General features: G+C 50.2%; 18 protein-coding genes. 4 read left to right on the forward strand and 14 right to left on the reverse strand.

Annotated features, from left to right (window positions below; genetic code table 11):
• Position 1: 1 nt before the first annotated feature.
• The 7 genes from HMPREF0908_RS08300 to gap all read right to left on the reverse strand — a co-directional run bounded on the left by HMPREF0908_RS08300 (position 2) and on the right by gap (position 8657).
• Complete coding sequence (locus HMPREF0908_RS08300) at positions 2 to 1096, reverse strand: DEAD/DEAH box helicase (protein WP_006691042.1); 1095 nt, start codon at positions 1094 to 1096, stop codon at positions 2 to 4.
• 140 nt (positions 1097 to 1236) lie between these two features.
• The gene (locus HMPREF0908_RS08305) at positions 1237 to 3372 is read right to left on the reverse strand and encodes a DNA topoisomerase III (RefSeq protein WP_006691043.1); all 2136 of its coding nucleotides are present in this window, start codon (positions 3370 to 3372) and stop codon (positions 1237 to 1239) included.
• On the reverse strand, positions 3369 to 3728 hold the full coding sequence (locus HMPREF0908_RS08310) for a YkvA family protein (protein ID WP_006691044.1): 360 nt from the start codon (positions 3726 to 3728) through the stop codon (positions 3369 to 3371). Before HMPREF0908_RS08310 ends, HMPREF0908_RS08305 begins: the two co-directional genes overlap by 4 nt.
• Before the next feature lie 108 nt (positions 3729 to 3836).
• Positions 3837 to 5393: a 2,3-bisphosphoglycerate-independent phosphoglycerate mutase gene (gene gpmI, locus HMPREF0908_RS08315; RefSeq protein ID WP_006691045.1), complete on the reverse strand. Its 1557-nt coding sequence runs from the start codon at positions 5391 to 5393 to the stop codon at positions 3837 to 3839.
• Between the two features lie 99 nt (positions 5394 to 5492).
• Positions 5493 to 6242 (reverse strand): triose-phosphate isomerase, encoded by a 750-nt coding sequence (gene tpiA / locus HMPREF0908_RS08320; RefSeq protein WP_039981415.1) that lies wholly within the window; start codon positions 6240 to 6242, stop codon positions 5493 to 5495.
• Between the two features lie 33 nt (positions 6243 to 6275).
• Complete coding sequence (locus HMPREF0908_RS08325; protein ID WP_006691047.1) at positions 6276 to 7493, reverse strand: phosphoglycerate kinase; 1218 nt, start codon at positions 7491 to 7493, stop codon at positions 6276 to 6278.
• Positions 7494 to 7643: 150 nt separating this feature from the next.
• Positions 7644 to 8657, reverse strand: coding sequence for a type I glyceraldehyde-3-phosphate dehydrogenase (gap, locus tag HMPREF0908_RS08330; protein ID WP_006691048.1), 1014 nt, complete (start codon positions 8655 to 8657; stop codon positions 7644 to 7646).
• A 213-nt stretch (positions 8658 to 8870) separates the two neighbouring features.
• On the opposite strand from gap, the gene HMPREF0908_RS08335 reads away from it, so the two are divergent.
• Positions 8871 to 9515 carry a class II aldolase/adducin family protein gene (locus HMPREF0908_RS08335; protein ID WP_040572647.1) on the forward strand — a complete coding sequence of 215 codons (645 nt, stop codon included), beginning with the start codon at positions 8871 to 8873 and terminating at the stop codon, positions 9513 to 9515.
• 10 nt (positions 9516 to 9525) lie between these two features.
• Positions 9526 to 10578 carry an S-methyl-5-thioribose-1-phosphate isomerase gene (gene mtnA, locus HMPREF0908_RS08340; protein ID WP_006691050.1) on the forward strand — a complete coding sequence of 351 codons (1053 nt, stop codon included), beginning with the start codon at positions 9526 to 9528 and terminating at the stop codon, positions 10576 to 10578.
• 104 nt (positions 10579 to 10682) lie between these two features.
• On the opposite strand, the gene HMPREF0908_RS08345 is transcribed toward mtnA, so the two are convergent.
• Positions 10683 to 13856, reverse strand: a complete 3174-nt coding sequence (locus HMPREF0908_RS08345) for a P-loop NTPase fold protein (RefSeq protein ID WP_006691051.1) — start codon at positions 13854 to 13856, stop codon at positions 10683 to 10685.
• Positions 13857 to 14113: 257 nt separating this feature from the next.
• On the opposite strand from HMPREF0908_RS08345, the gene HMPREF0908_RS11455 reads away from it, so the two are divergent.
• Together HMPREF0908_RS11455 and HMPREF0908_RS08350 are read left to right on the forward strand one after the other, a co-directional pair.
• Positions 14114 to 14392, forward strand: a complete 279-nt coding sequence (locus HMPREF0908_RS11455; RefSeq protein WP_425358109.1) for a transposase — start codon at positions 14114 to 14116, stop codon at positions 14390 to 14392.
• Complete coding sequence (locus HMPREF0908_RS08350) at positions 14343 to 15266, forward strand: IS256 family transposase (protein WP_211204800.1); 924 nt, start codon at positions 14343 to 14345, stop codon at positions 15264 to 15266. The genes HMPREF0908_RS11455 and HMPREF0908_RS08350 overlap by 50 nt, the downstream gene beginning before the upstream one ends.
• Before the next feature lie 291 nt (positions 15267 to 15557).
• Here HMPREF0908_RS08350 and HMPREF0908_RS08355 read toward each other — a convergent pair whose 3' ends face one another.
• The 6 genes from HMPREF0908_RS08355 to HMPREF0908_RS08380 all read right to left on the reverse strand — a co-directional run bounded on the left by HMPREF0908_RS08355 (position 15558) and on the right by HMPREF0908_RS08380 (position 21584).
• Positions 15558 to 16271 carry a class I SAM-dependent methyltransferase gene (locus HMPREF0908_RS08355; RefSeq protein ID WP_006691054.1) on the reverse strand — a complete coding sequence of 238 codons (714 nt, stop codon included), beginning with the start codon at positions 16269 to 16271 and terminating at the stop codon, positions 15558 to 15560.
• Positions 16249 to 17517, reverse strand: a complete 1269-nt coding sequence (locus tag HMPREF0908_RS08360; protein WP_169304140.1) for a glycosyltransferase family 9 protein — start codon at positions 17515 to 17517, stop codon at positions 16249 to 16251. The genes HMPREF0908_RS08355 and HMPREF0908_RS08360 overlap by 23 nt, the downstream gene beginning before the upstream one ends.
• Positions 17518 to 17529: 12 nt before the next feature.
• A complete protein-coding gene (locus HMPREF0908_RS08365; protein ID WP_006691056.1) occupies positions 17530 to 18294 on the reverse strand; it encodes a class I SAM-dependent methyltransferase in 765 nt (254 codons plus the stop codon).
• A 109-nt stretch (positions 18295 to 18403) separates the two neighbouring features.
• Positions 18404 to 19279, reverse strand: coding sequence for a hypothetical protein (locus HMPREF0908_RS08370; RefSeq protein WP_040572649.1), 876 nt, complete (start codon positions 19277 to 19279; stop codon positions 18404 to 18406).
• 78 nt (positions 19280 to 19357) lie between these two features.
• Positions 19358 to 20350 carry a sugar transferase gene (locus tag HMPREF0908_RS08375; RefSeq protein ID WP_245522936.1) on the reverse strand — a complete coding sequence of 331 codons (993 nt, stop codon included), beginning with the start codon at positions 20348 to 20350 and terminating at the stop codon, positions 19358 to 19360.
• A gap of 19 nt (positions 20351 to 20369) precedes the next feature.
• Entirely contained in the window at positions 20370 to 21584 is a 1215-nt protein-coding gene (locus HMPREF0908_RS08380; protein ID WP_040572650.1) for a nucleotide sugar dehydrogenase, read from the reverse strand.
• Positions 21585 to 21586 lie beyond the last annotated feature (2 nt).

Consider the following 21586-nt stretch of genomic DNA (forward strand, 5'->3'; position numbering starts at 1 on the left):
ATCAATTGATCTTTTTCAAATCAAGTTTCATGCGGACAGCGAGGGCTTTCAGCCGCTCCACTTCCTTCGCATCGACAAGCGAGATGACTGTGCCCTCCTTGCCCGCGCGTGCCGTCCGTCCTGCGCGGTGACGATAGGTGCGCACGTCCTCGGGCAAATCGACCTGAACGACATAGTCCACATCCTCGATATCCAGGCCGCGCGCAGCAAGATCGGTGGAGATGAGAAGCTGTACACGCCCCGTGCGGATTGCATTGAGAGCGGCGCGCCGCTGATCGCGCCGCTCGCTGCCGAGCAGGGCGGCAACACGAATGCCTTCGTACTGCAGCTTCTCTGACGCTTTTTCTGCGTCAAAGCTGCGCCCGACAAAGACCAGTCCCCGCCGAATCGGCAGGCGGCGCGTCAATTTCTGCACAGCCTTTATTTTATCACGAAACGGCACAATATGATAGTAGTTTTCACACGTCGTCTCCTGCACTGCCGCACGGATGATGCGCAGTGCGCAGAGTTCCTCCGCCGCATGCACAGCCGCCGCAGCCGCTGTCGCCGAGAGGAGGAGCATCTGCCGCTCACGGGGCAGGAGGTGCAGGACGGCACGCACCTCCGCACTGTGCTGCTTGTCGAGGAGGCGGTCGAACTCATCGAGTACACAGAGGCGCACCTCCTGCAGTTTCAGTTTGCGGAGGCGGTGCAGCTCCACGATGCGCGGCGCAGAGCCGACGATGAGCGCCGGCTTTTTCTTCAGCGCGTCGATCTGCCGCTGTACATTCGCCCCGCCGATGAGGGCCTGCACGCCGACAGAGAGCCCTGCCGCCTGAATAAGATCCCGCGCGGCGCCCGCGATCTGCATCGCGAGCTCATGCGTCGGTGCGAGAACGAGTACCTGTGCCGCGCGCACGGCGGGGTCAATGCGCATGAGTGCGGGCAGGAGGTAGGCGAGCGTCTTGCCCGTCCCCGTCGGAGCCTCGCCGATCAGGTTCTCGCCTGTGCACGCGGCAGGAATCACCTCCCGCTGGATCTCCGTCGGCTCCGTGATGCCGTGCGCAGCCAGTGCCGCCGCGAGCGGCTCGGGCACGCCAAGTGATGTAAAGTCCATCGTATCCTCCTAAGCTTCAGCAGACGTATCCTTCAAACGCCTCCATCGCCGCGCATTCGCACGGCAGTCCTCGTTCCCCAATGCCTTAGAGGGGGATCTTTGCGGTGGTGGGGCGCCATGGACGATACAGGAGGCTCACCTTACTGGTCAAAAAACAGCGCATCCATCTCCGCCTGCTCATCTGCCGTCGGTGTGTAGCTGCGGCGCGCCGTCATCGCGGCGGCAGTGGGATGTGCCCCCATCCCGTCCGCAGAACCGCGCGGCACACGCCGTCCCGCAAAGTTCGGCTTGCCGCCCGCATCATCCGCCGTCATGCGGCACTGCGGGAACGCCGAGCAGCCCCAGAAATCGCCGTGCTTTCCCTTGCGTTTCAGCATGACGCCGCGCCCGCAGGCAGGACATGGTATCCCCTCGCCTCCCGTGATCTGCGCCGTCCGTGCCGCGTCGCAGAGATCACGTGCGAATGCCGCCTGCCCCGCGAGGAATTCCTCGGGCGTCCCCACGCCGTCCGCCATCGCGTGCAGCTGATCCTCCCAGATCGCCGTCGCATCGGGATACGTCATCGTATCGGGCAGCGCGTCGATAAGGAGATATGCCTCCGCCGTCGGCGTCAGCACCTTCTTCTTTCCCGCAGCATGGAGGAATTTACGGCGGATGAGATCCTCGATGATGCTCGCACGCGTCGCCTCCGTCCCAATGCCGGACACATCGCGCAGCATCTTTTTCGCCGCCTCGTCCTTGACGTACTTGTGAATCTCCTTCATCCCCTGGAGGAGCGTCGCGGGCGTAAACCGTGCGGGCGGCTTTGTCTGCCGCTCCTTCGTCTCTGCCGAGACGAACGCCGCCGCGTCGCCCTTTTTCATCGGCGGGAGTACCGTACTCTCCTCGTCCTCCTTCTCCGCATCCTCGGACTCATTCTTCCCCGCACGGTACATCGTGCGCCATCCCGCCGTGCGTTCCGTACGGCCGCGCGCCGTGAACGTCTCACCGTGATGCGTCACCTCCGCCTTCGTCTGATCGTAGACATAGTTCGGACAGAACTGCGCAATGTAGGCACGCGCGATCAGCTCGTAGATATTGCGCTCCACCGCCGTGAGCCGCGCGAGGTTCACGGGCACGGTTGTCGGGATGATCGCATGATGTGCCGAAATCTTTGCGTCGTTCCACGCACGCGACTTCTTCGCAGAATCTGCCGCCTGTGCCCACGCCGCAAGCGGCGTATCCGAGAGGGCGGCGAGATTGCCGAGAATCTTTGCCGCATCCTTGTGCTGACTCACGGGCAGATACTCTGCATCCGAGCGCGGATAGCTGGTCAGTTTTTCCTCGTACAGCTTCTGTGCCGTATCGAGCACCTGCTGCGGTTCATAGCCGTAGCGTTTGCCTGCGAGCACCTGCAGTGCCGAGAGCGAAAAGGGCAGCGGCGGCGGCTCCTCCTTTTTCTTGCGCTCATACTTTGTCACCACGCCGTCTGCGGGCGGCTCGCCGAATGACGCCGCAGCAGCATCTGCTGCTGCCCGATCCACGAGACGCCCCTCAGGATCGAGCGGCGTGCGCTCCTCCGACGGTTTCCACCGCGCACGAAAGGGCTCCCCTGCCTCTGTGCGGAACAGTGCATCGACAAGATAGTAGGTCGCAGGCGTAAAGTGCTCGATCTCGCGCTCCCGCCGCACCACGAGTGCCAGCGTCGGCGTCTTGACCCTCCCGATGGGCAGGACGAGCCGCGCATGCCCCGCCCGCCGCGCCGCGAGCGTATAGGCGCGTGAGAGATTCATCCCGATGAGCCAGTCCGCACGCGCCCGTGCGAGTGCCGAGAGCTTCAGCGGAAGGAAATCCCCGTTGTCGCGCAGGTCATTCAGCGCATCGTGAATGCTCTTATCGTCAAGTGCATTGATGAGAATACGGCGCACGGGCTTTGTATTGCCGAGGAAGTCCAGCACCTCATCCACCAAGAGCTGGCCCTCTCGATCAGGGTCGCCGGCATGCACGATCTCATCGGCACGCGCGATCAGCCCTTTCACCACCGCGAACTGCTGCGCCGCGCTCTCATTGACGACGAGATGCCACTCCTTCGGCAGGATCGGCAGATCCTCCGCGCGCCAGCGTTTCAGCGCAGGATCGTACTCCTCCGGCTCCGCCTGACGCAGCACATGACCAAAGAGCCACGTCACCACGCCGCCGCCCGTCTCAATCCATCCGGAGCCTTTGCGGTGCGGCGCAGGAAGACATGTGGCAAGCGCGCGGCCGACGCTCGGCTTCTCCGCAATATAGAGCCTCACGAAAGCACCTTCACGAGTGCCCAAACAAAGATGACAATCCACAGGAGCATGAGCACAGAGGCCCCTACAAGCAGCCACGTGCCGTAGCGCTCCACACGGCGTTCCCCCTCCATGCGCGTATGTGCGGGCAGCATGCGGATCAGCAGCGACGTCGCCGCAGGGAGAATCACCATATCATCCACCGCACCGAATAGAGGAATCGTATCCGGGATAATATCAATCGGGCTGATGAGATAAAGCAGTGAAAGCGGAAAGAGAACCTTCACGGCGCGCGGTGTATCGCGCTGCAGCATCGCGTAGAGCAGCAGGGCAATATTGCGCCGCATGGCACGCAGAAGCACCAAAAATCGCAGCATAAAGACCTCCGATCATGAAATGAATAGATTTAGTATACCATTCCGCCCGCTCTCTTTCAAACGAAAAAGACAGGTGCATACGCACCCGTCCTTTCAAACAAAACGATCTTACTTCAGCGTTATGAGCGGTTTGCCCGTCATCTCCTTCGGAATCGCAAGACCTGCAAGTGTGAGGAGAGTCGGTGCAATATCACAGAGCGCGCCCTTGTGGATGTCCTTCACGCGGTCAGAAACGACGATGAACGGTACGGGGTTCGTCGTGTGCTTGGTGAACGGCTGATTGTTGTCGTAATCCCACATCTTGTCTGCATTGCCATGATCCGCGGTAATACAGACCTCACCGCCGACCTCGCGGATGGCATCAACGAAACGCCCAACGCAGGTATCCACCGTCTCGACCGCCTTGACAACTGCCGGGACAACCCCCGTATGTCCGACCATGTCGCAGTTGGCATAGTTGAGGATGATGAAGTCATACTTGCGGGACTTGATCGCCTCGACGACCTTGTCCGTGACCTCGATCGCGCTCATCTCAGGCTGCAGATCGTAGGTCGCCACCTTCGGGGAATGCACGAGAATGCGGTCCTCGCCCTTGTACGGCTGCTCGACGCCGCCGTTGAAGAAGAATGTAACGTGCGCGTACTTCTCCGTCTCCGCGATGCGCAGCTGGGTATAACCGAGATCCTGCACATACTGGCCAAAGGTGTTGTCGATCTCCTCGGGCGGGAACGCCACGAGTGCGTTCATCCCTGCCTCGTACTCCGAGAACGTCGCAAAGGGAATTTTCAGCGATTCGTCGCGCGCAAAGCCGTCGAACTCTGCATCGACAAAGGCATGCGTCAGCTGACGTGCACGGTCGGGACGGAAATTGTAGAAAATCGCGCCGTCGCCGTTCTTCATGCCGTGATAGCCCTCGACCACGAACGGCACGACGAACTCATCCGTCACGCCCTCGGGCTTCGCGCTCGTATCCGCGTACGATGCGAGCAGTCCTGCCACAGCGGTTTTCGCCACCGTCTTTGCCTTGGCGTGGGCAATCGCCTCATAGGCGAGCTGTTCACGCTCCCAGCGCTTGTCGCGATCCATAGCGTAGTAACGCCCGCTGACCGTAGCGATCTTGCCGACGCCGATCTCTGCCGCCTTTTTCTCGACCGCCTCGAGATACTCCTGTGCGCTCTTGGGCGGCACGTCGCGCCCGTCGAGGAAGGCATGAATCCAGACCTCGGTCAGTCCCTCGCGCTTAGCGAGTTCGAGCACGGCAAAAAGATGATCATCGTGGCTGTGCACGCCGCCCGGAGAAACCAGTCCCATGACATGCAGCGCACCACCGTGCTCCTTGACCCCGCGCACGATGGTGAGCAGCGCCTTGTTCTTGAAAAAGTCACCGTTCTTGATGTCACGCGTGATGCGCGTGAGCTGCTGATAGACGATGCGCCCTGCGCCGATATTCGTGTGGCCGACCTCAGAGTTGCCCATCTGACCGTCCGGCAGACCGACGTACTCACCAGATGCCTGGATTTCCGTATGACGGAACTCCTTCATCAGGCCATCGAGCACAGGCGTCTTTGCTATCGCAATGGCATTGTACTTCAGATCGTTTGGATCGCCATCGCCGAATCCGTCCATGATGATGAGCGCAACAGGTGCGTTCTTTAGTTTTGCCATAATATTGACATCTTTCTAAGAGCTTTTGCTCAAAACTCGTATGGCGCTTCATTTCCGCCGAGCGGAAAATCCACGCCATACAAAATGAGGGTACGATCATCAGAAATTCACGATTGCCGCGAAATCCTGTGCCTTCAGCGAAGCGCCGCCGACAAGTGCACCGTCGACATTCGGCTGCTTCATGAGATCCTTGATCGTCGCCGGCTTGACACTGCCGCCGTACTGAATGCGGATCGCGTCGGCTGCCTGCGCATTGAACTTCTTCGCGACTGCCTCGCGGATCGCCTTGCAGACCTCCTCAGCCTGCTCGAAGCTCGCCGTCTTGCCCGTGCCGATCGCCCAGATTGGCTCGTAGGCGATGACAAGCTTGCCCGCCTCATCTGCCGTAAAGCCCTCGAGCGCGGCGTTGATCTGCGCAACGACGTGCTCAATGTACTTGCCTGCCTCACGGACCGCAAGCGACTCGCCGCAGCAGATGATCGGCGTGATGCCTGCCGCGTATGCAGCACGGGCACGCTTGTTGACGCCCTCATCCGTCTCACCGAAGTAGTCGCGGCGCTCGCTGTGTCCGAGGATGACGTAGTCTGCGCCGATCTCCTTCAGCATATCTGTCGAGATCTCGCCCGTATAGGCGCCGCTCTTCTCCCAGTGCACATTCTGCGCACCAATGTGGATGTTCGTTCCCTTGACCGCATCGGCGACAGCGGCGAGTGCCGTTGCTGTCGGGCAGGCGACGACCGTGGCCTTTGCATCCTTAACGAGCGGGATGAGCTCCTTGACGAGCGAAACACCCGCTGCGATCGTGTTGTTCATTTTCCAGTTTCCGGCGATAATCGGAGTCCGTGCCATAGTTTTCTCCTTCTGTATCAAACGTAGATGTTCTTACTTGTCTGCGATGGCCGCGATGCCCGGCATCTCCTTGCCCTCAAGGAACTCAAGCGTCGCGCCGCCGCCCGTCGAGACGTGGGAGATCTTGTCCGTCAGCCCCGTCTTCTTGAGCGCCGCGATGGAGTCGCCGCCGCCGACGATGCTCGTCGCACCGGCCTCGGTCGCATCCGCAACCGCCTTTGCCACTGCCAGTGTGCCCTTTGCAAACTCGTCGCACTCAAAGACGCCCATTGGTCCGTTCCAGATGATCGTCTTGGCGCCCTTCAACGCATTGACGTACTCCTCAGAGGTCTTCGGGCCGCTGTCGAGTGCCTGCCAGCCATTTTCGACCTTGTCGACATCGACGATCTTGACCTTGCCCTCGGCCTTCCACTTCGCCTCGTCGGCGAGCGGGAACATATTCGCGGCGGCAACGTCGAGCGGAAGGACAACCTTGACCCCCTTTGCCTCCGCCTTCTTGAGGAGGTCACGTGCGAGATCCATCTTATCCGGCTCGCAGAGGGAGTCGCCGATCGGCAGCCCCTTCGCCGCATCAAAGGTGTGTGCCATGCCGCCGCCGATAATGATCGTGTCGACCTTCTCGATCATATTGCTGATGACGCCGATCTTGTCGGAGACCTTCGCCCCGCCGATGATCGCAACGAACGGACGCTGCGGCGTCTCAAGCGTCTTGCCGATGTAGTTGATCTCCTTCTCCATCAGAAAGCCCGCAACTGTTTCAATGTACTTCGGCACGCCCGCATTCGATGCATGCGCACGATGCGCGACACCGAACGCATCGTCCACAGCGACATCGGCGAGTGACGCGAGCTGCTTTGCGAAGGCAGGGTCGTTCTTCTTCTCTTCCTTGTGATAGCGCAGGTTCTCGAGAAGCAGCACCTCCCCCGGCTTCAGTGCCGCCGCGAGCTTTTCCGCCTCGGGGCCGACGCAGTCAGATGCCCACTTGACCTCGCGGCCGAGGAGCTCCGCGAGATGCTTCACGAGATGCTTCGTGCTGAACTTCTCCTCGCGTGCCTCGGTCGGGCGGCCGATGTGGCAGGCGATGATGAGTGCCGCACCGCCGTCGAGCAGATAGTTCAGCGTCGGCAGTGTGCGCACCATGCGCGTATCGTTCGTGATGTTCATCTCGGCATCGAACGGGACGTTGTAGTCCACGCGGACAAACACTTTCTTCCCCTTGACGTCGATATCCTTGATTGTCTTTTTGTTCATGCTGTCTCCTCCATAAAGGAATCGCTGAATGGATCAGTGCTCCCTAAAAGAAACGAGGTCCGGCCCAAACATCGGCCGGACCTCGAAAGATCGTATGCTGAGGGGGTGCAGAAAAGACCTCTGCCCACCCAAGAAAACAATGTTTACTTATCAGCCGAGTTCAGCAAAGTACTTGATCGTGCGAACCATCTGGCTCGTGTAGCTGTTCTCGTTGTCATACCAGGAGACAACCTGGACGAGCGTATTGCCGTCGCCCGTATCGCTGACCATCGTCTGCGTCGCATCGAAGATCGAGCCATAGGTCGTGCCGATGATGTCGCTGGAGACGATCTCGTCCGTGTTGTAGCCGAACGACTCCGTCGCCTCTTTCTTCATCTGTGCGTTGATCTGATCAACTGTGACCTTGCCCTCGACCACCGCGTAGAGGAGCGTCGTCGAACCCGTCGGGGTCGGAACACGCTGTGCCGAGCCGATGAGCTTGCCGTTGAGCTCGGGGATGACAAGGCCGATCGCCTTTGCCGCACCCGTCGAGTTCGGAACGATGTTGACTGCTGCTGCACGGCTGCGGCGCAGGTCACCCTTACGCTGCGGGCCGTCAAGCGGCATCTGGTCGCCCGTGTAGGCGTGGATCGTCGTCATGATGCCGCTCTTGATCGGAGCGAGATCATTCAGTGCCTTTGCCATCGGCGCAAGGCAGTTCGTCGTGCAGGATGCTGCCGAGATAACCTTGTCCGCCTTCGTCAGCGTTTTGTGGTTGACGTTGAAGACAATCGTCGGGAGATCGCTGCCCGCAGGAGCAGAGATGACGACCTTCTTTGCGCCGGCCTTGAGATGTGCCTCAGCCTTTGCCTTTGCCGTATAGAAGCCCGTGCACTCGAGCACGACATCGACGTCATGCTTGCCCCAGGGGATCTGCGAAGCATCCGCCTGTGCATAGATATTGATCTTCTTGCCGTTGACCGTGATGGAGTCCTCACCGGCCTCAACGGAATCTGCATACTTATAACGCCCCTGCGTGGAGTCATACTTCAGGAGATGGGCGAGCATCTTCGGGCTCGTCAGATCGTTGATTGCGACGACTTCATAGCCGGGTGCATCGAACATCTGACGGAAGGCGAGACGACCGATACGACCGAATCCATTGATAGCAACTTTTACTGCCATTGAAATACCCCCTGTGTGTCCCTATACAACATGCGCCGCAGGGCTTTCCTGCCGCGCGCTCATTACGTTTTATATTATAAACCATTCCCAATAAAAGTCAAACCATTTATCCTTTGATTGGCACTCATTTTCACTATTTTCTGCGGGAAAATACTTGCAAAATCCCGTGAATTTTCGCTAAAATATAGACTGTACGTAAAGGGGGAGAACACCATGTTGGAAACGATCAAAGAAACGGTACTCCGCTGCGCACAGCAGGCAGAGCACGACGGACTGTGCCGGCACCGTGCGGGCAATTTCAGCATTCGCGACGCAGAAAGCGGCTATATCTGCATCACACCGACAGGCATGGACCGCATGGAGATGCAGACAGACGACATCGTCGTCATCGACGGTGCAGGGCATACGGTCGAAGCGCGCAGCGGAAAGCGTCCAACCAGCGAACTGATGATGCACTGCGCCATCTATCGGAACCGCAGCGACGTGCACGCTGTCGCACATACACACTCGCGCACAGCAACTGCCTTTGCCGTCATGAATAAGCCCATCCCTGCCATCGTCTACGAACTCTCCCTCCTTGGCTGCCGCAAGGGTTACGTGCCTGTCGCGCCCTACGGGCGACCGGGAACGAAGGCCGCGGCAGAGAACGTCCTCGCCCCCCTCTCCATCGCAGACGTTGCCCTCATGCAGGCACATGGTGTCGTCGCCGTCGCCGCCGATCTCAAGGAAGCTCTCCTGCGTGCAAACTACGTCGAAGAACTCGCCGACATCTACTACCGCACCCTCACCGTCCTCGGGCACGAGCCGGAGACCATCCCGGCGGACGAACTCACCCAATGGAAGTATCCGACAGTTTAGGAGGCATACAATGAGCACTAACATCCTCGATATGGAAACCGTCGCCCTCGACGACAGCGAATGCGCCCTCGTCATCATCGACCAAACACAGCTCCCCAGGCGTGCCGAATATCTCCATCTCAAAACGCAAGGCGAAATCTGGACGGCAATCCGCGAGCTGCAGGTGCGCGGTGCGCCTGCCATCGGCGATGCCGCCGCCATCGGCATTTACCTCGCCGCGCTCGAAATTGACACCGATGACTACGGTGAATTTGCACGCCGTTTTCACGAAGCTGCCGACTACCTCAACTCCTCCCGCCCCACCGCCGTCAACCTCTCATGGGCGCTGAACCGTATGAAAGCTGTCGTCAAAAACGCTGAGGGCAAATCCATCCCCGAAATCCGCGCACTCCTGCGTGACGAAGCCCTCCGCATCAAGCAAGAGGACATCGACATCTGCAAAAAAATAGGCGAGCACGCGCTCACCCTCGTAAAGCCCGGCGACGGACTCCTCACCCACTGCAACGCCGGACAGCTCGCCACCGCCAAATACGGTACCGCCACCGCTGTCATGTACCTTGGACACGAAAAAGGCTACAACTTCCGCATCTTTGCCGACGAGACACGCCCCCTGCTCCAGGGTGCACGCCTCACCGCGTATGAACTCAGTGCCGCCGGCATGGACATCACCCTCATCTGCGACAACATGGCAGCCACCGTCATGAAAAACGGCTGGATCGACGCCGTCTTCGTCGGCTGCGACCGCGTTGCCGCCAATGGAGACGTGGCGAACAAAATCGGCACCTCCGGCGTCGCCATCCTCGCCAAACACTACAGCATCCCCTTCTACGTCTGCGCCCCCACCTCCACCATTGACAAGAATACCCCAACAGGTGCCGACATCCACATCGAACAGCGCCCCCCCGAGGAAGTCACCGACATGTGGTACAAAGAACGCATGGCACCAAAAGGCATAAACGTGTACAATCCCGCATTCGATGTCACGAATCACGAACTCATTACGGCGATTGTGACGGAGGAGGGAATCTTTAGCGATTTCACAAAGCTTCATGAAGAGCCATAAATATACCTTTGCCCTTCTAAATTTGCCAAGGAAATGAAGAGATTTCCCGCCTCTTAAAGTTTCAATTCTCTAACTCAAACTTAGGAGCAAATTTTTCATAAGCCTTAATTCTCTTTATGATCTTGCCTAGACGCACTATTCACGTCAAAACCTCCTATTCTATTGGCTAGCTCTTTTATGTTTTCATCTACACCACTGAGTTTCTGAATTTTATCATCAAAATCCTCATGCTCATCAGCACTCGCTTGTCTGTATATTTTAACAACCTTCGTGAAATTATGAAGAAGAATCTTGACGCATTCTTCATCATCTAGCAATTCTGGTGGGATGAGCCGCCTCATTGTCTTGTCATCAAGCTCCACCTTATTGTATTTAAAAAGCCATTCTCCCCAAAATTTAAATTCTTCTACAGAGATTGCTTCTGTTTTGAGACTATCATAGAAGACTCCTAAAATACGCCCTATTTGCTTTCGTTTTTTTAGAAATTCTTCTATATATTTTTTCCATGTATCAATATCCTCAGGAAGACTTCTATCATTAACCAACCCCTGTAGATAGTCCTTTATTTTAGTCCAAACGAGATCTGGCCAATCATAGGCAATAATCCGCCCCGCAGAAATTCCATATGAATCAATTCCCTGCTCAATATAGTGAGCCCATTGCTCCTCAGATCGTGTATCAAGATAGTCTTTCACGCGAGTACGACAATTTTCCGAAAAATCATCCTCCACCTCATCAATAAGCGATAGAAAATCTACCGGCAAGTATTTTTCCACTTCATTGTCGGAGATTTTTACAAACTTCCACCGTGATAGTTGAGCAGAAAGGTCTTCCTTAGAAACCTTTGAACACACTATAACCATTTCAAATTGCAATAACAACTCCTTAGGATTTGCCCTTAATGGTCTTTCTATATCGCCAGTAACAATCTTACATATTGCACAATACAACGAAGAAGTTTTGTACTGTGTTGATCGGAACATAAGATCAGAATAACTCATATATAAAGAAATTTTATCTGAAATCTCCTCAGCCTTATCTTCTTGGTTGAGATAAGACGTAATTTCTGAGTAATTTTCGACTGTATTGAAATCAAATTTTGAAAATATGTAGCATAATAAATCCGACTCAATATCGGAATGCTGGTGCTCTTTCGCTTCACGAATATACTGATCAAGATATTCTATGTCCAAGTTAATTTCGATTTTATCCGAAATAACTTCCCGATAATTACGCCATAAAGTGCAAAACTCATTATATGAATTAGTTTGTTCCGCACCTTCTTTCGCCCTCTCTTTAAATTGTTCCAATTTATATCCACTTTTATGCAGCTCGCCAATATAGCTAACCTTTGCTAACTGTTCAACAGTTAAATCTGTCAGAAATTTATCAACCTCCTCTTCTTTACTCCGAAGCCTATACTGGCTAGGAGTTCCTTTAGAATCAGTAATTATCTTTTCCAGTTGTTCCCATGGAACAACAATTTCCCCAAGGAGATCAAGAACTTGAATGTCTTTGGGAGCGACAATCTCTTCAACTTCCTTGATGCAATCAATATACCTAGCTGCATTAATTCCTTCTAGTTGATTAAATTGTGGAATTAGTTTTGCTAGTATAGCTTCAATTTGTTCCTTGCTTCCATGTTTTATCAGGACTTTTTGATATTGGAATAAATACCCGTCTTTAGATGTATCCAGTTCAAGGTCTATATCCAAAACCCCCTGAAATATCATATTCCAACGATTAGCATAGATTTCCTCCCCACCATAGTCTTCTGGAGATAAACCATCCAAGGCACAAATAGGCATTTGAAGACTATCCACTGTGTTGAACTCTCTTAGCAAAGTCTCTAGAATCGATGGGAAAGTCCGTATTTTTGAAATTTCTTTTACTTTATCAGCATCACCATTCTCAAGAGCCAATCGCAACACTCTATGAATTGCAATCTCCTGACCTCGCTCTAATGTCACCTGATGTGAAAGTGCCGGAATTGTTTGAAAGAACTCTTCGTCTTGCTCAAACACTCGCTTCAATCCCTTTAAGTACGCTAAATCACTTAACGCCTCAATAATATTCTTTAGAATGTGCTCTTTATGGGAGATAAACACAGCATAGTAGCGATATTTTATACCATGACCTTTATGCAATAAAGAAAGTATAAGGCATTGATTAATAAAAGCATGAATTTTTCTTGGTGTAATCGTTTCTGTATAGCAATCATAAATGCGTTTTACATAGTCTAATTCTTGCCTATCCCCATTCACCTCATCTTGACCGAAAGCCTTTTCCCACTGACGATCAAAATATTCTTCCCAATCATTCAAGACAGGTAAGGCAACTCGGAAAACGGCATCAAAAGTTTTATCTGTATAATCATGTATATTATTCCCTGCACTATCTTGTTCATCATTCACACACAAATGTGTTCGATCAAAGGGTATAACAATTTTTATTTTTGGGAACTCTACAACACCATCACTGAAACATGATTGTATTATTGTCCACACTTCTTGAACATTAGCTCGCGGCAGCCTATCTAGATTATCAAGAACAATGATTAACACATGTTTCTCAGGTATACTCTCATCAACATCATGAAAAAATTGTCGAAATACTACTGTAGAAGGTCTCTTTGTATCCGTATATTCTCGTTTGGTGGACTTTGTATTACCTTGTTTATACGCACCTATCAGCTGGTTTTTGATGTGTTCCAAATGACCCATACTAAAAAAATCTTTACGTTGTTTTCTCATTGAAATGAAAACAGCAAATAAAATACATCCTATTGGCATCAAAGATATCACATAGTTTATCCATTCAAACTTCAACGTCGTACTCAGTTGTATTGCTGCTGGTGTAAGGATAATACTGCAAACCAAGAAAAAACTTGCCCATGTAAAGGATGACTGAAGCTCTGTTTCTGTTTCAACGACTGTACCTAATGCTTTTATTTTAACGTAATTCAATTTATCTTTTGTTACTAAGAGACCATCCTCCCTATCAATAAATTCTACAATTTCCTCTATAATCGCACGACGTTGGAAATCCATCTGATGTGCCCAAGCATCGTAAATAAAGAAGAAATATTTTTTGTCTTTATTACTCAATTTCTGCTGTAGAATTTTTACTAGATTGCTCTTTCCAGAGCCCCACTCCCCCTCCAAACCAATCACATGGAGGCGCTCTATATTATCACATATTGTCTCTGCAACATGCTCTTGGGCACGTCCTGAAAACAAATCTTCTCCAATCGGTTCATTCTTTAAAAATTCAGCCAATCTTCTCACATCCTTACAGAGTAAACGCCAGCAGCATCTTGAACTATTCCATATCCATCAACCACATATTCACTCTTTGATCTAAAGCCTCTAGTAGAGTAATATATTGCTCTTTAAGATAGTGTAAAATAAAATGTGTAAACTACATGGGGTAAAATAGAGATTGAAAAAGAAGCCCTTTTTCTGTAATGTGTTAAGCGACAAAACCAAACACAAGAAAAGGAGCTTCCCTCATGTCAGATTTTACCACAGAACTTATGAATGCGCTACAAAAGGATTTCCCGCTGAACGAATTTTTCCGTCAGCAGCTTGAATCCGCTGTCAATGGTCTGCTCCAGAGCGAGATCACGGCCTTCCTCGGATACGAGAAACACTCCTCGGACGGCTGGAACTCCGGGAACAGTCGGAACGGTTCCTATGTGCGTACACTCACAACTTCCTATGGAGATCTGCGGCTCCTCGTCCCGCGCGATCGGAATGGTTTGTTTGCCCAAAAAAACCATCCCACGACACACACAGCACACCGATGCCCTTGAAACCACCGTCATCCAGCTCTACCGTCACGGTGTGACAACACGCGAAATCAGCAGCCTCATCGAACAGATGTATGGACATCACTACACACCGTCCACCGTGTCGAATATCGCCAAAGCGGCTGATGAGCAAGTACGCCAGTTCCATTCCCGCCCCGTTGCCAAGCGATACGCCGTTATTTATGCAGATGCCACTTACCTGAACGTACGTCGCGATTCTGTCGCAAAGGAAGCTCTGCATGTCCTACTCGGCATTACCCCGGAAGGATACAAGGAGGTGCTGGATTTTGCGCTCTATCCAACCGAGACAGCCGCCAACTATAGGGAGATGCTACAGGGATTGAAAGAGCGCGGATTGGAGGAGGTTCTGCTTTTCGTATCGGACGGGCTGAACGGGCTTTGTGCCGCCTTGCGGGAAGAATTCCCCGCAGTACGCCATCAATCCTGCTGGGTACATCTTTCCCGTCTCGTAGCAAGATATGTCCGAAAGACGGAGCGCAAGGATGTATTAAGCGCCCTGTCAGCCGTCTACAAGCAGCAGAATGCCGGCGATGCAGCGTGCGCCTTGGAGGAATTTCTCGTGTGTTATGGCAGCAAATATCCCAAGCTGAAGAGGATCTTCTCAGAATGTGACAGTCTGTACACCTTTTATGAATTTCCGCCCTCCATATGGGCGAGCATCTACACATCGAATCCGTTGGAAAACAACAACAAAGGCCTAAAACATCTGACCAAGAAAAAAGAGCAGTTTCCAAACGAGGATTCCCTAGAACGTTTTGTCTGCGCCTATTATAGCGAATACAACCGCAAAAGTGGCGACCGCGTCCAAAAAGGTTTTCAGGAAGCTACGCCTCTGCTGCTGGATATGTTTCCTTAACCGATTTGATATTGCAATTTAGGGTTGCTACACTTGCAGAAACGTTTACACAAAAAACTTGACACTATCTCCACTTTCATTCAGAGACGTATTATACGTTAATCTTTCCAGCTTGCCTCAATGTTTATATATCCAATTCTTATATTCATCAAAAACTATCAATTATCCTTCTTATTGTCAAAATTTTTTCTTTCTTCTTTGATTTATCAAATAAATAACGGCATCAAGAAAGCCCTGCCTTCTCAATGCCGTTTCGTGATTCGTCTTTAAAGAATACACTATCTCACAATATTATCTTCTCGCCACACACTTGATCTCATAAGTAAAGATTCTCGGACTTGGTGCGTGATAAGCACTCCCGGTAACCTTATTCCAAAACAGCTTGTTTTTGATATACGCCCACAAAAGTACTTTGCGCACACCCCTTTTCCAACCTTTTGCGTCCCCCAGTCCATCAACATCCAAAAATTGGATGTCGTGAAATCCTGCCTCGCGCAAGACGAAAAGGACACTGCCTGCCGTAAATAGTGTGTAATGTGTAAAATCTTCATACGCCCAATAACAATCTGTATTGGATTGCGCATTTGGTACCATCAAGACAAGCTTTCCATGCTCTTTGAGGACGTCGCTCCGTATCTTGCGGAGCATTGGTATCACATGATCTTTAGGAAGATGTTCCAATACATGGCTCATCAGCACACAATCATACTTCTTACCCGCATACTGCATAACGTCGCCCATTACAACGGGTAGACCCTGCGACTGACAATACGCTACCGCCTGCTCAGAAATATCTAATCCGCTAACTTTTTTGTATCCGGCATTCATGAACGCGCGCAGGTTCTGTCCAAAACCGCAGCCAAGCTCCAGTATGGTCTCCGCCGGAGCGATCACATGCATAAGATACGACGGCAGTTTTACATCATCGTACATGGCAGGATCTACACCACGGCTTGAGTAATATGTCGCATATGCCTCTCTGTTATTCACTTCGTCCATCATCATCCGTATCCTTCCTGATTAGGCGTTCATTCATGTGCAAGACTGCTTGTACCACCACACCTGCGGAAATCCGCATGATGCAATGCGGCTCATTGTGCTGACATCCATGCTCGCACCCTGGAAACGGTGTAGGACGCAGAATCGTCATATCACGCTTATACGGACCAAAACGACTTGGAGAGTTACAATGATTCTCGTCACCTCCAATGGGATGACATGATAATACAATGCCTGGTTTTCTAAGTGCAGCCGCCATGTGCATAGGCCCCGTATCACCGCCTAAATATATATCGCACAAGCAAAGCGCAGATATTGTCTCGCGCAAAGTAAGTCGATTGACTAAATTACGGCAAGGAACTCCGCTCTCCGAAAAAGCAGCAGCCTTCCCAATCTCATTCTTTCCACTTCCCAAAATAACCCATTCTATATCAATCTGCTTCGAAAGAGCTTGTGCCGTTTCCATAAATGAATGAACTGGCCACTCACGCCGAGGACTTCCCGCACCTAAAAAAAGTGCCACGCGTAACTGTGATGATTTTTTCCCAAGCAAGGATAGGGCATGGGTATTATCTTGCTCCGATGTCCACACTTCCAAGTCAGTATTCCCCACGCGAATGCCAAGCGAATGCAGCACATCTATACTGCGCTCCACCTCATGTCTACTCTTGCCCTGTTCGGATGTCAATACCTTCGTATAGAAGCCATCATATCCTTTGTCTGACAGGCTCTTGCTGCGAAGAACCACCTCACTATAACCAATGCGCTGTGCTGCCCCCGAAAGAAAAGCAAGCGGCCCTGCCCCATAGCCTGCATCTGCATCAAAGCGCGGTACAAGCGCCATGCCATATTTTTGTTTATAAAAGTGACAGAAAGAAAAATACAGCGATTGAAACAGGCGAAAGTAAAATGCACCACGCCCATTGACTTTTGAAAACGTGAGGATCTCATCGACATACGGACATAATTCCACCAGATTATAAACAGCAGGCTTGGCGACTAAGGTAATATGCGCCTTTGGATAGCCGCGCCTAAGCTCTCGTAAAAAAGGGGACATCATCACCATATCGCCAATCTCGTCAAGGCGAATGACAAGAATTCTAGAAGTCGCAATTTTCGGTTGCTGTCTCCCTCGCCTACAGGAATAAATGACCTTTCCAATGGTCTGGACTCCTAAAATAATCATACGCTGGAATAGATGATCGACATTACGCAATATCCACTTCAATAAGCACATAATAATATACTCCACCTGATATCTGTGTCAGATATCAGAACCAGTAAGTGCTCTATAATCCTCTCCAAGCAAGCTCTTCCTTGATGTAAAGCGATTGATCCACGAGGACAATCTAACCGCCACTGAAAACTTCCATTGGCTTACAGGTTGTTTCGAAAAGAGATGTATATCACGATAACCGACGTAATGGTAGTCAAAGCTCTTTGCTAGCAGTTGCAAAGATTCTACTGTATAAAAAGATACATGCTGCCCATTATACGGAGCATAATACCACCAATCGTCTACTTTGGGTATGGTACGAGGAACTATCGTCGTTGTAAACAGGATATTGTCAGAAATCTTGCTGAGCACATTAACTTCTTCCACTGGTGTCGGTAAATGCTCAAACAGTTCAAATGCCGTTAGTACATCATAACGATCTTTACTTTTTCTGAATGATTTCGCGAACATATTCTCGCAATATCGATCAAACCATTCAAAATGGAATCCTCTATCCCTCATAAGTCGCACTAAGATACCATACCCTCCAGCATAATCTAAAAAAGATGTTGCTGTGGGAAAGCAAAAAGAAATAACGGCTGCGGTCAGTCTACTAAGCATAATATTGCGCTCAATCAATCCAATATCAGAGTCCACGATTGCATCCGAATATGCTTCATCCAACCAGTAAGGCTTCTCTGTTTGTATAAAGCCACAATTCTGGCAACGAAAATACTGTGCCCTATATTTTTTTAGCATCAAAGCCTCATCAAAATAAGTTGACTCAGCACCGCATATTCTACACTGTTCCATGTTCTGTTCTCTACTCCGTCTGCACAATGGTATTAGCAAGTCCTCTATACTCACATGCCCACTGGCGAACCTTCCCCCCCTCCTCAACCAGGCACGTATCAATGGTATCTTACACCTCTACTAGCAGTAGTTTATCGTTCTCCAACAATTTCTCTTCTTCTTTTACAGTCAATAATGCCAATTCTCCGTCTTGACGCCTTGCCTGACGATATTTTGCTCGGATATAGCACTCTTCAACACTGCGTTCACGAACTACATCATTCAACAGCTCTCGACGGACAAAAAACAAATTGCTCCCTATCTTATTTCCATACACTAATGCATAGCCTTTTTCATCCCCCAATTGAACCATAGCACGAATACTAGCACCAAAGTACAAATTGGAATAATGCGCTTTTGTACGATAAAAAGAGGCATCATAAGGAAGTGTAACGGCACGCTCGGCACCAAACCTGCTGTTATATTCACAGATGACAATATCCGGAATAATACAATCTATCGCCCTCCAGACCCAATAATCCATTCCATCAATATCAACAGAAAGAATACCGATGTCTCCCGAGAAACCATTTTCTCGTATTAGCTCATTGATATTCTCTGCCGTGATGAACGCATGGACAGGCGTTAAATCATGCATCCAACAGACATTATCATGACGCGCATAGTCAATATTCTCCTTGCTCCCATCCATAATCAATCCGGACCAATTATCATGCATGAGCAGGAATCGTGTATTCGCTTCTGTATAATTTTGTACACCAAACTCTATGAAACGCTCGCTGGAGACTCGGATATTTTTGATCAGCCACTGAATGACGCCATCTTCACCGCTTTGTGAAAAAACCTTAAACTCACGAACTGGATCTCCTGCGTGAATAGCATCCGCTCGCATCGACCCAATTGCATATCGTAGTTCCTCTACCTCCTGCGCGATATATGAAATCTGATTTAGCTTCGTCTTCATCGTTTTTATTTTATGTATCATCCGAAATGCCTCCATACCAACCATCAGAGCTTCACGTACAAAACTAATAATGAACCTCTTATCTCACTCAAGCTGCAATCATGAGCGATAACCCGCAAGAATTTGTTTGTATTTAGCCCTCAAAAGTTTTATGTTCCGAAGAATATAATTTCCATTCTCACAAACAATATTTTGTCGTGTCAAAAAGTATGGATCCACGGTAATATCCTGATCCTCAGGAAAACGAACTTCGAAGGGAAGTTCGTGTATCGTATGCACAAATTGATCGGTGGCAGATATTGTATTCGTCCCTGTTCCATCTCGTCCAATATCTTCTGCAAGGGCATGTAGCGGCGTAACAGTTACACCACCGGAAAACACTTGCAAAGCAGTCCAATAGAATGCCCACGTATTGATATTTTCCGGATGATTAACAACCATCTCAAGATAATTCAGGTTATCACACCCGGCTAAACGCCCAAGCCTTATTTTCTGAACCTTATCTTCCCAAATACGTTGTGCGATCTTCGGATCACGATCATAGTCCTTCCAACGATCTCGCCATGTCCCAAAAGCCATGCTGGACAAGCGATAGGTAAAGTAAACATCATATGGATAGCACCGATTATAAGACACATCAGAATCTACTGCATCACTTGCTCCAGCAGCACATATAGATTTAACCTGAGGAACATTTTCATACCGTTCGAAACAGAGTGACGCAAATCGGTGATAATCCTTACCTAATAAAATATCGTCCTCTAAGGCAATAACCGCTTGATGTTTTTCCAAAACATAGGAGATCCCCTGGGTGATGGAATTTGCCAAACCTTTGTTCACACCAGATATATGCATTTCAACAGACGATCCATCTCGATCCTGTAATAGATGAATTACCTGTTGTACTTCTTTCCATTCTGCTTCATCATGCTCGCTCCGCAAGCCATCTTGAAAAACATATATGTTGTCAAATCTATTCTCAAGAATCGACTGCACGACACGTCTTGTATGTTCTGGTCTTTTATATACAAAAAAAGCGAGTCCTATATCATACTTGTCTTGCATCCCATTGGCTCTTGTTTGAACATCCATGATAATATATACCTCTCTTTTAGAGATGATACCCCGCTGAATGGAGCACATTCCTACAATCCAAAAGGATTTTTCCTTCCAAATCTTTTTCTGTTTCTCTTATCTGATCATGCGCTACCATAACAACAATAAAATCTACGTCAGAGGTGAATTTCGCAAAGTCGTGATATTGATGCTCTACTATGTCTTCTGCGACGTAGGGATCATAGACTTTAACACCAAAAGCCATATGTTTTTCCATTTTATCCAATAGTTGAAGTGATGGACTTTCTCTAGTATCCGCTATGTTCTCCTTATATGTTAATCCATATATCCCAACGCGACTCAAATCATTAATGTGGTTTTCCCGCATGATGAAAGCCATACGTTCCATAACAAAATCAGGCATGGATTCATTCACAGTTCTAGCTGCAAGAATCAAGCACGTCAACCGGGGGTAATCTCCAACTAGGAACCATGGATCAACGGCAATGCAATGACCACCCACTCCAGGACCAGGAGAAAGAATCGATACACGCGGATGCATATTGGCGATACGAATGACCTCATGCACATCAATACCAGCAACGCGACAAATTTTACTTAATTCATTTGCAAATGCGATATTAACATCTCGATATGTATTCTCAACGACCTTGGTCATTTCGGCAGTTTTAATATCAGTAATGACAATATCCCCATTACAAAACATAGCATATTTTTTTCGTATAATAGAACCAATACGTGGATTATCTACACCAATGGTTCTCGCGTTATTTTGAAGTTCTCGGACCATACTCCCAGGAATAATACGCTCTGGTGCATGAGCAAGATGAACCTTCTTCCCTGCATCTCGCATCAGGCGATCAATCAAGGGCCGAATATATACATCAATTGTACCTGGAGATATTGTGGATTCTATGACGATAATCGAATCATGTGGGCAAATACATAAAATCGCCTCAACCGCACTAATAACATAATCGGGATTAATTTTTTTGGAGTTTTTGTTATAAGGTGTAGGGACAGCAACAATATATATGTCTGCTTTCACCAATTCTACAGAGAATTTAATATTAGGAACTGCTCGGTGATAAAGCTCCCTTATTCCCACTTCTCCGATATCCAAAGCGTCATTCTTCAAAGTATGAATGAGTTTCGCATTCCGGTCAGAACCAACAACGGCCTCCCCATGTGCAGCAAACATCAAAGCAGTCGGCAGACCAATATATCCTAACCCTACAACATTAATCATAT

This window comes from Centipeda flueggei ATCC 43531, from assembly GCF_000160695.1.
GTDB lineage: Bacteria > Bacillota > Negativicutes > Selenomonadales > Selenomonadaceae > Centipeda > Centipeda flueggei.

What these genes read in the sequence shown, in the direction of transcription:
- HMPREF0908_RS08300 (WP_006691042.1), bottom strand. Translation starts at nt 1,096, where the DNA reads ATGGACTTTACATCACTTGGCGTGCCCGAGCCGCTCGCGGCGGCACTG.
- HMPREF0908_RS08310 (WP_006691044.1), bottom strand. Translation starts at nt 3,728, where the DNA reads ATGCTGCGATTTTTGGTGCTTCTGCGTGCCATGCGGCGCAATATTGCC.
- gpmI (WP_006691045.1), bottom strand. Translation starts at nt 5,393, where the DNA reads ATGGCAAAACTAAAGAACGCACCTGTTGCGCTCATCATCATGGACGGA.
- tpiA (WP_039981415.1), bottom strand. Translation starts at nt 6,242, where the DNA reads ATGGCACGGACTCCGATTATCGCCGGAAACTGGAAAATGAACAACACG.
- HMPREF0908_RS08325 (WP_006691047.1), bottom strand. Translation starts at nt 7,493, where the DNA reads ATGAACAAAAAGACAATCAAGGATATCGACGTCAAGGGGAAGAAAGTG.
- gap (WP_006691048.1), bottom strand. Translation starts at nt 8,657, where the DNA reads ATGGCAGTAAAAGTTGCTATCAATGGATTCGGTCGTATCGGTCGTCTC.
- HMPREF0908_RS08335 (WP_040572647.1), top strand. Translation starts at nt 8,871, where the DNA reads ATGTTGGAAACGATCAAAGAAACGGTACTCCGCTGCGCACAGCAGGCA.
- mtnA (WP_006691050.1), top strand. Translation starts at nt 9,526, where the DNA reads ATGAGCACTAACATCCTCGATATGGAAACCGTCGCCCTCGACGACAGC.
- HMPREF0908_RS11455 (WP_425358109.1), top strand. Translation starts at nt 14,114, where the DNA reads ATGAATGCGCTACAAAAGGATTTCCCGCTGAACGAATTTTTCCGTCAG.
- HMPREF0908_RS08355 (WP_006691054.1), bottom strand. Translation starts at nt 16,271, where the DNA reads ATGATGATGGACGAAGTGAATAACAGAGAGGCATATGCGACATATTAC.
- HMPREF0908_RS08365 (WP_006691056.1), bottom strand. Translation starts at nt 18,294, where the DNA reads ATGGAACAGTGTAGAATATGCGGTGCTGAGTCAACTTATTTTGATGAG.
- HMPREF0908_RS08370 (WP_040572649.1), bottom strand. Translation starts at nt 19,279, where the DNA reads ATGATACATAAAATAAAAACGATGAAGACGAAGCTAAATCAGATTTCA.
- HMPREF0908_RS08375 (WP_245522936.1), bottom strand. Translation starts at nt 20,350, where the DNA reads ATGGATGTTCAAACAAGAGCCAATGGGATGCAAGACAAGTATGATATA.
- HMPREF0908_RS08380 (WP_040572650.1), bottom strand. Translation starts at nt 21,584, where the DNA reads ATGATTAATGTTGTAGGGTTAGGATATATTGGTCTGCCGACTGCTTTG.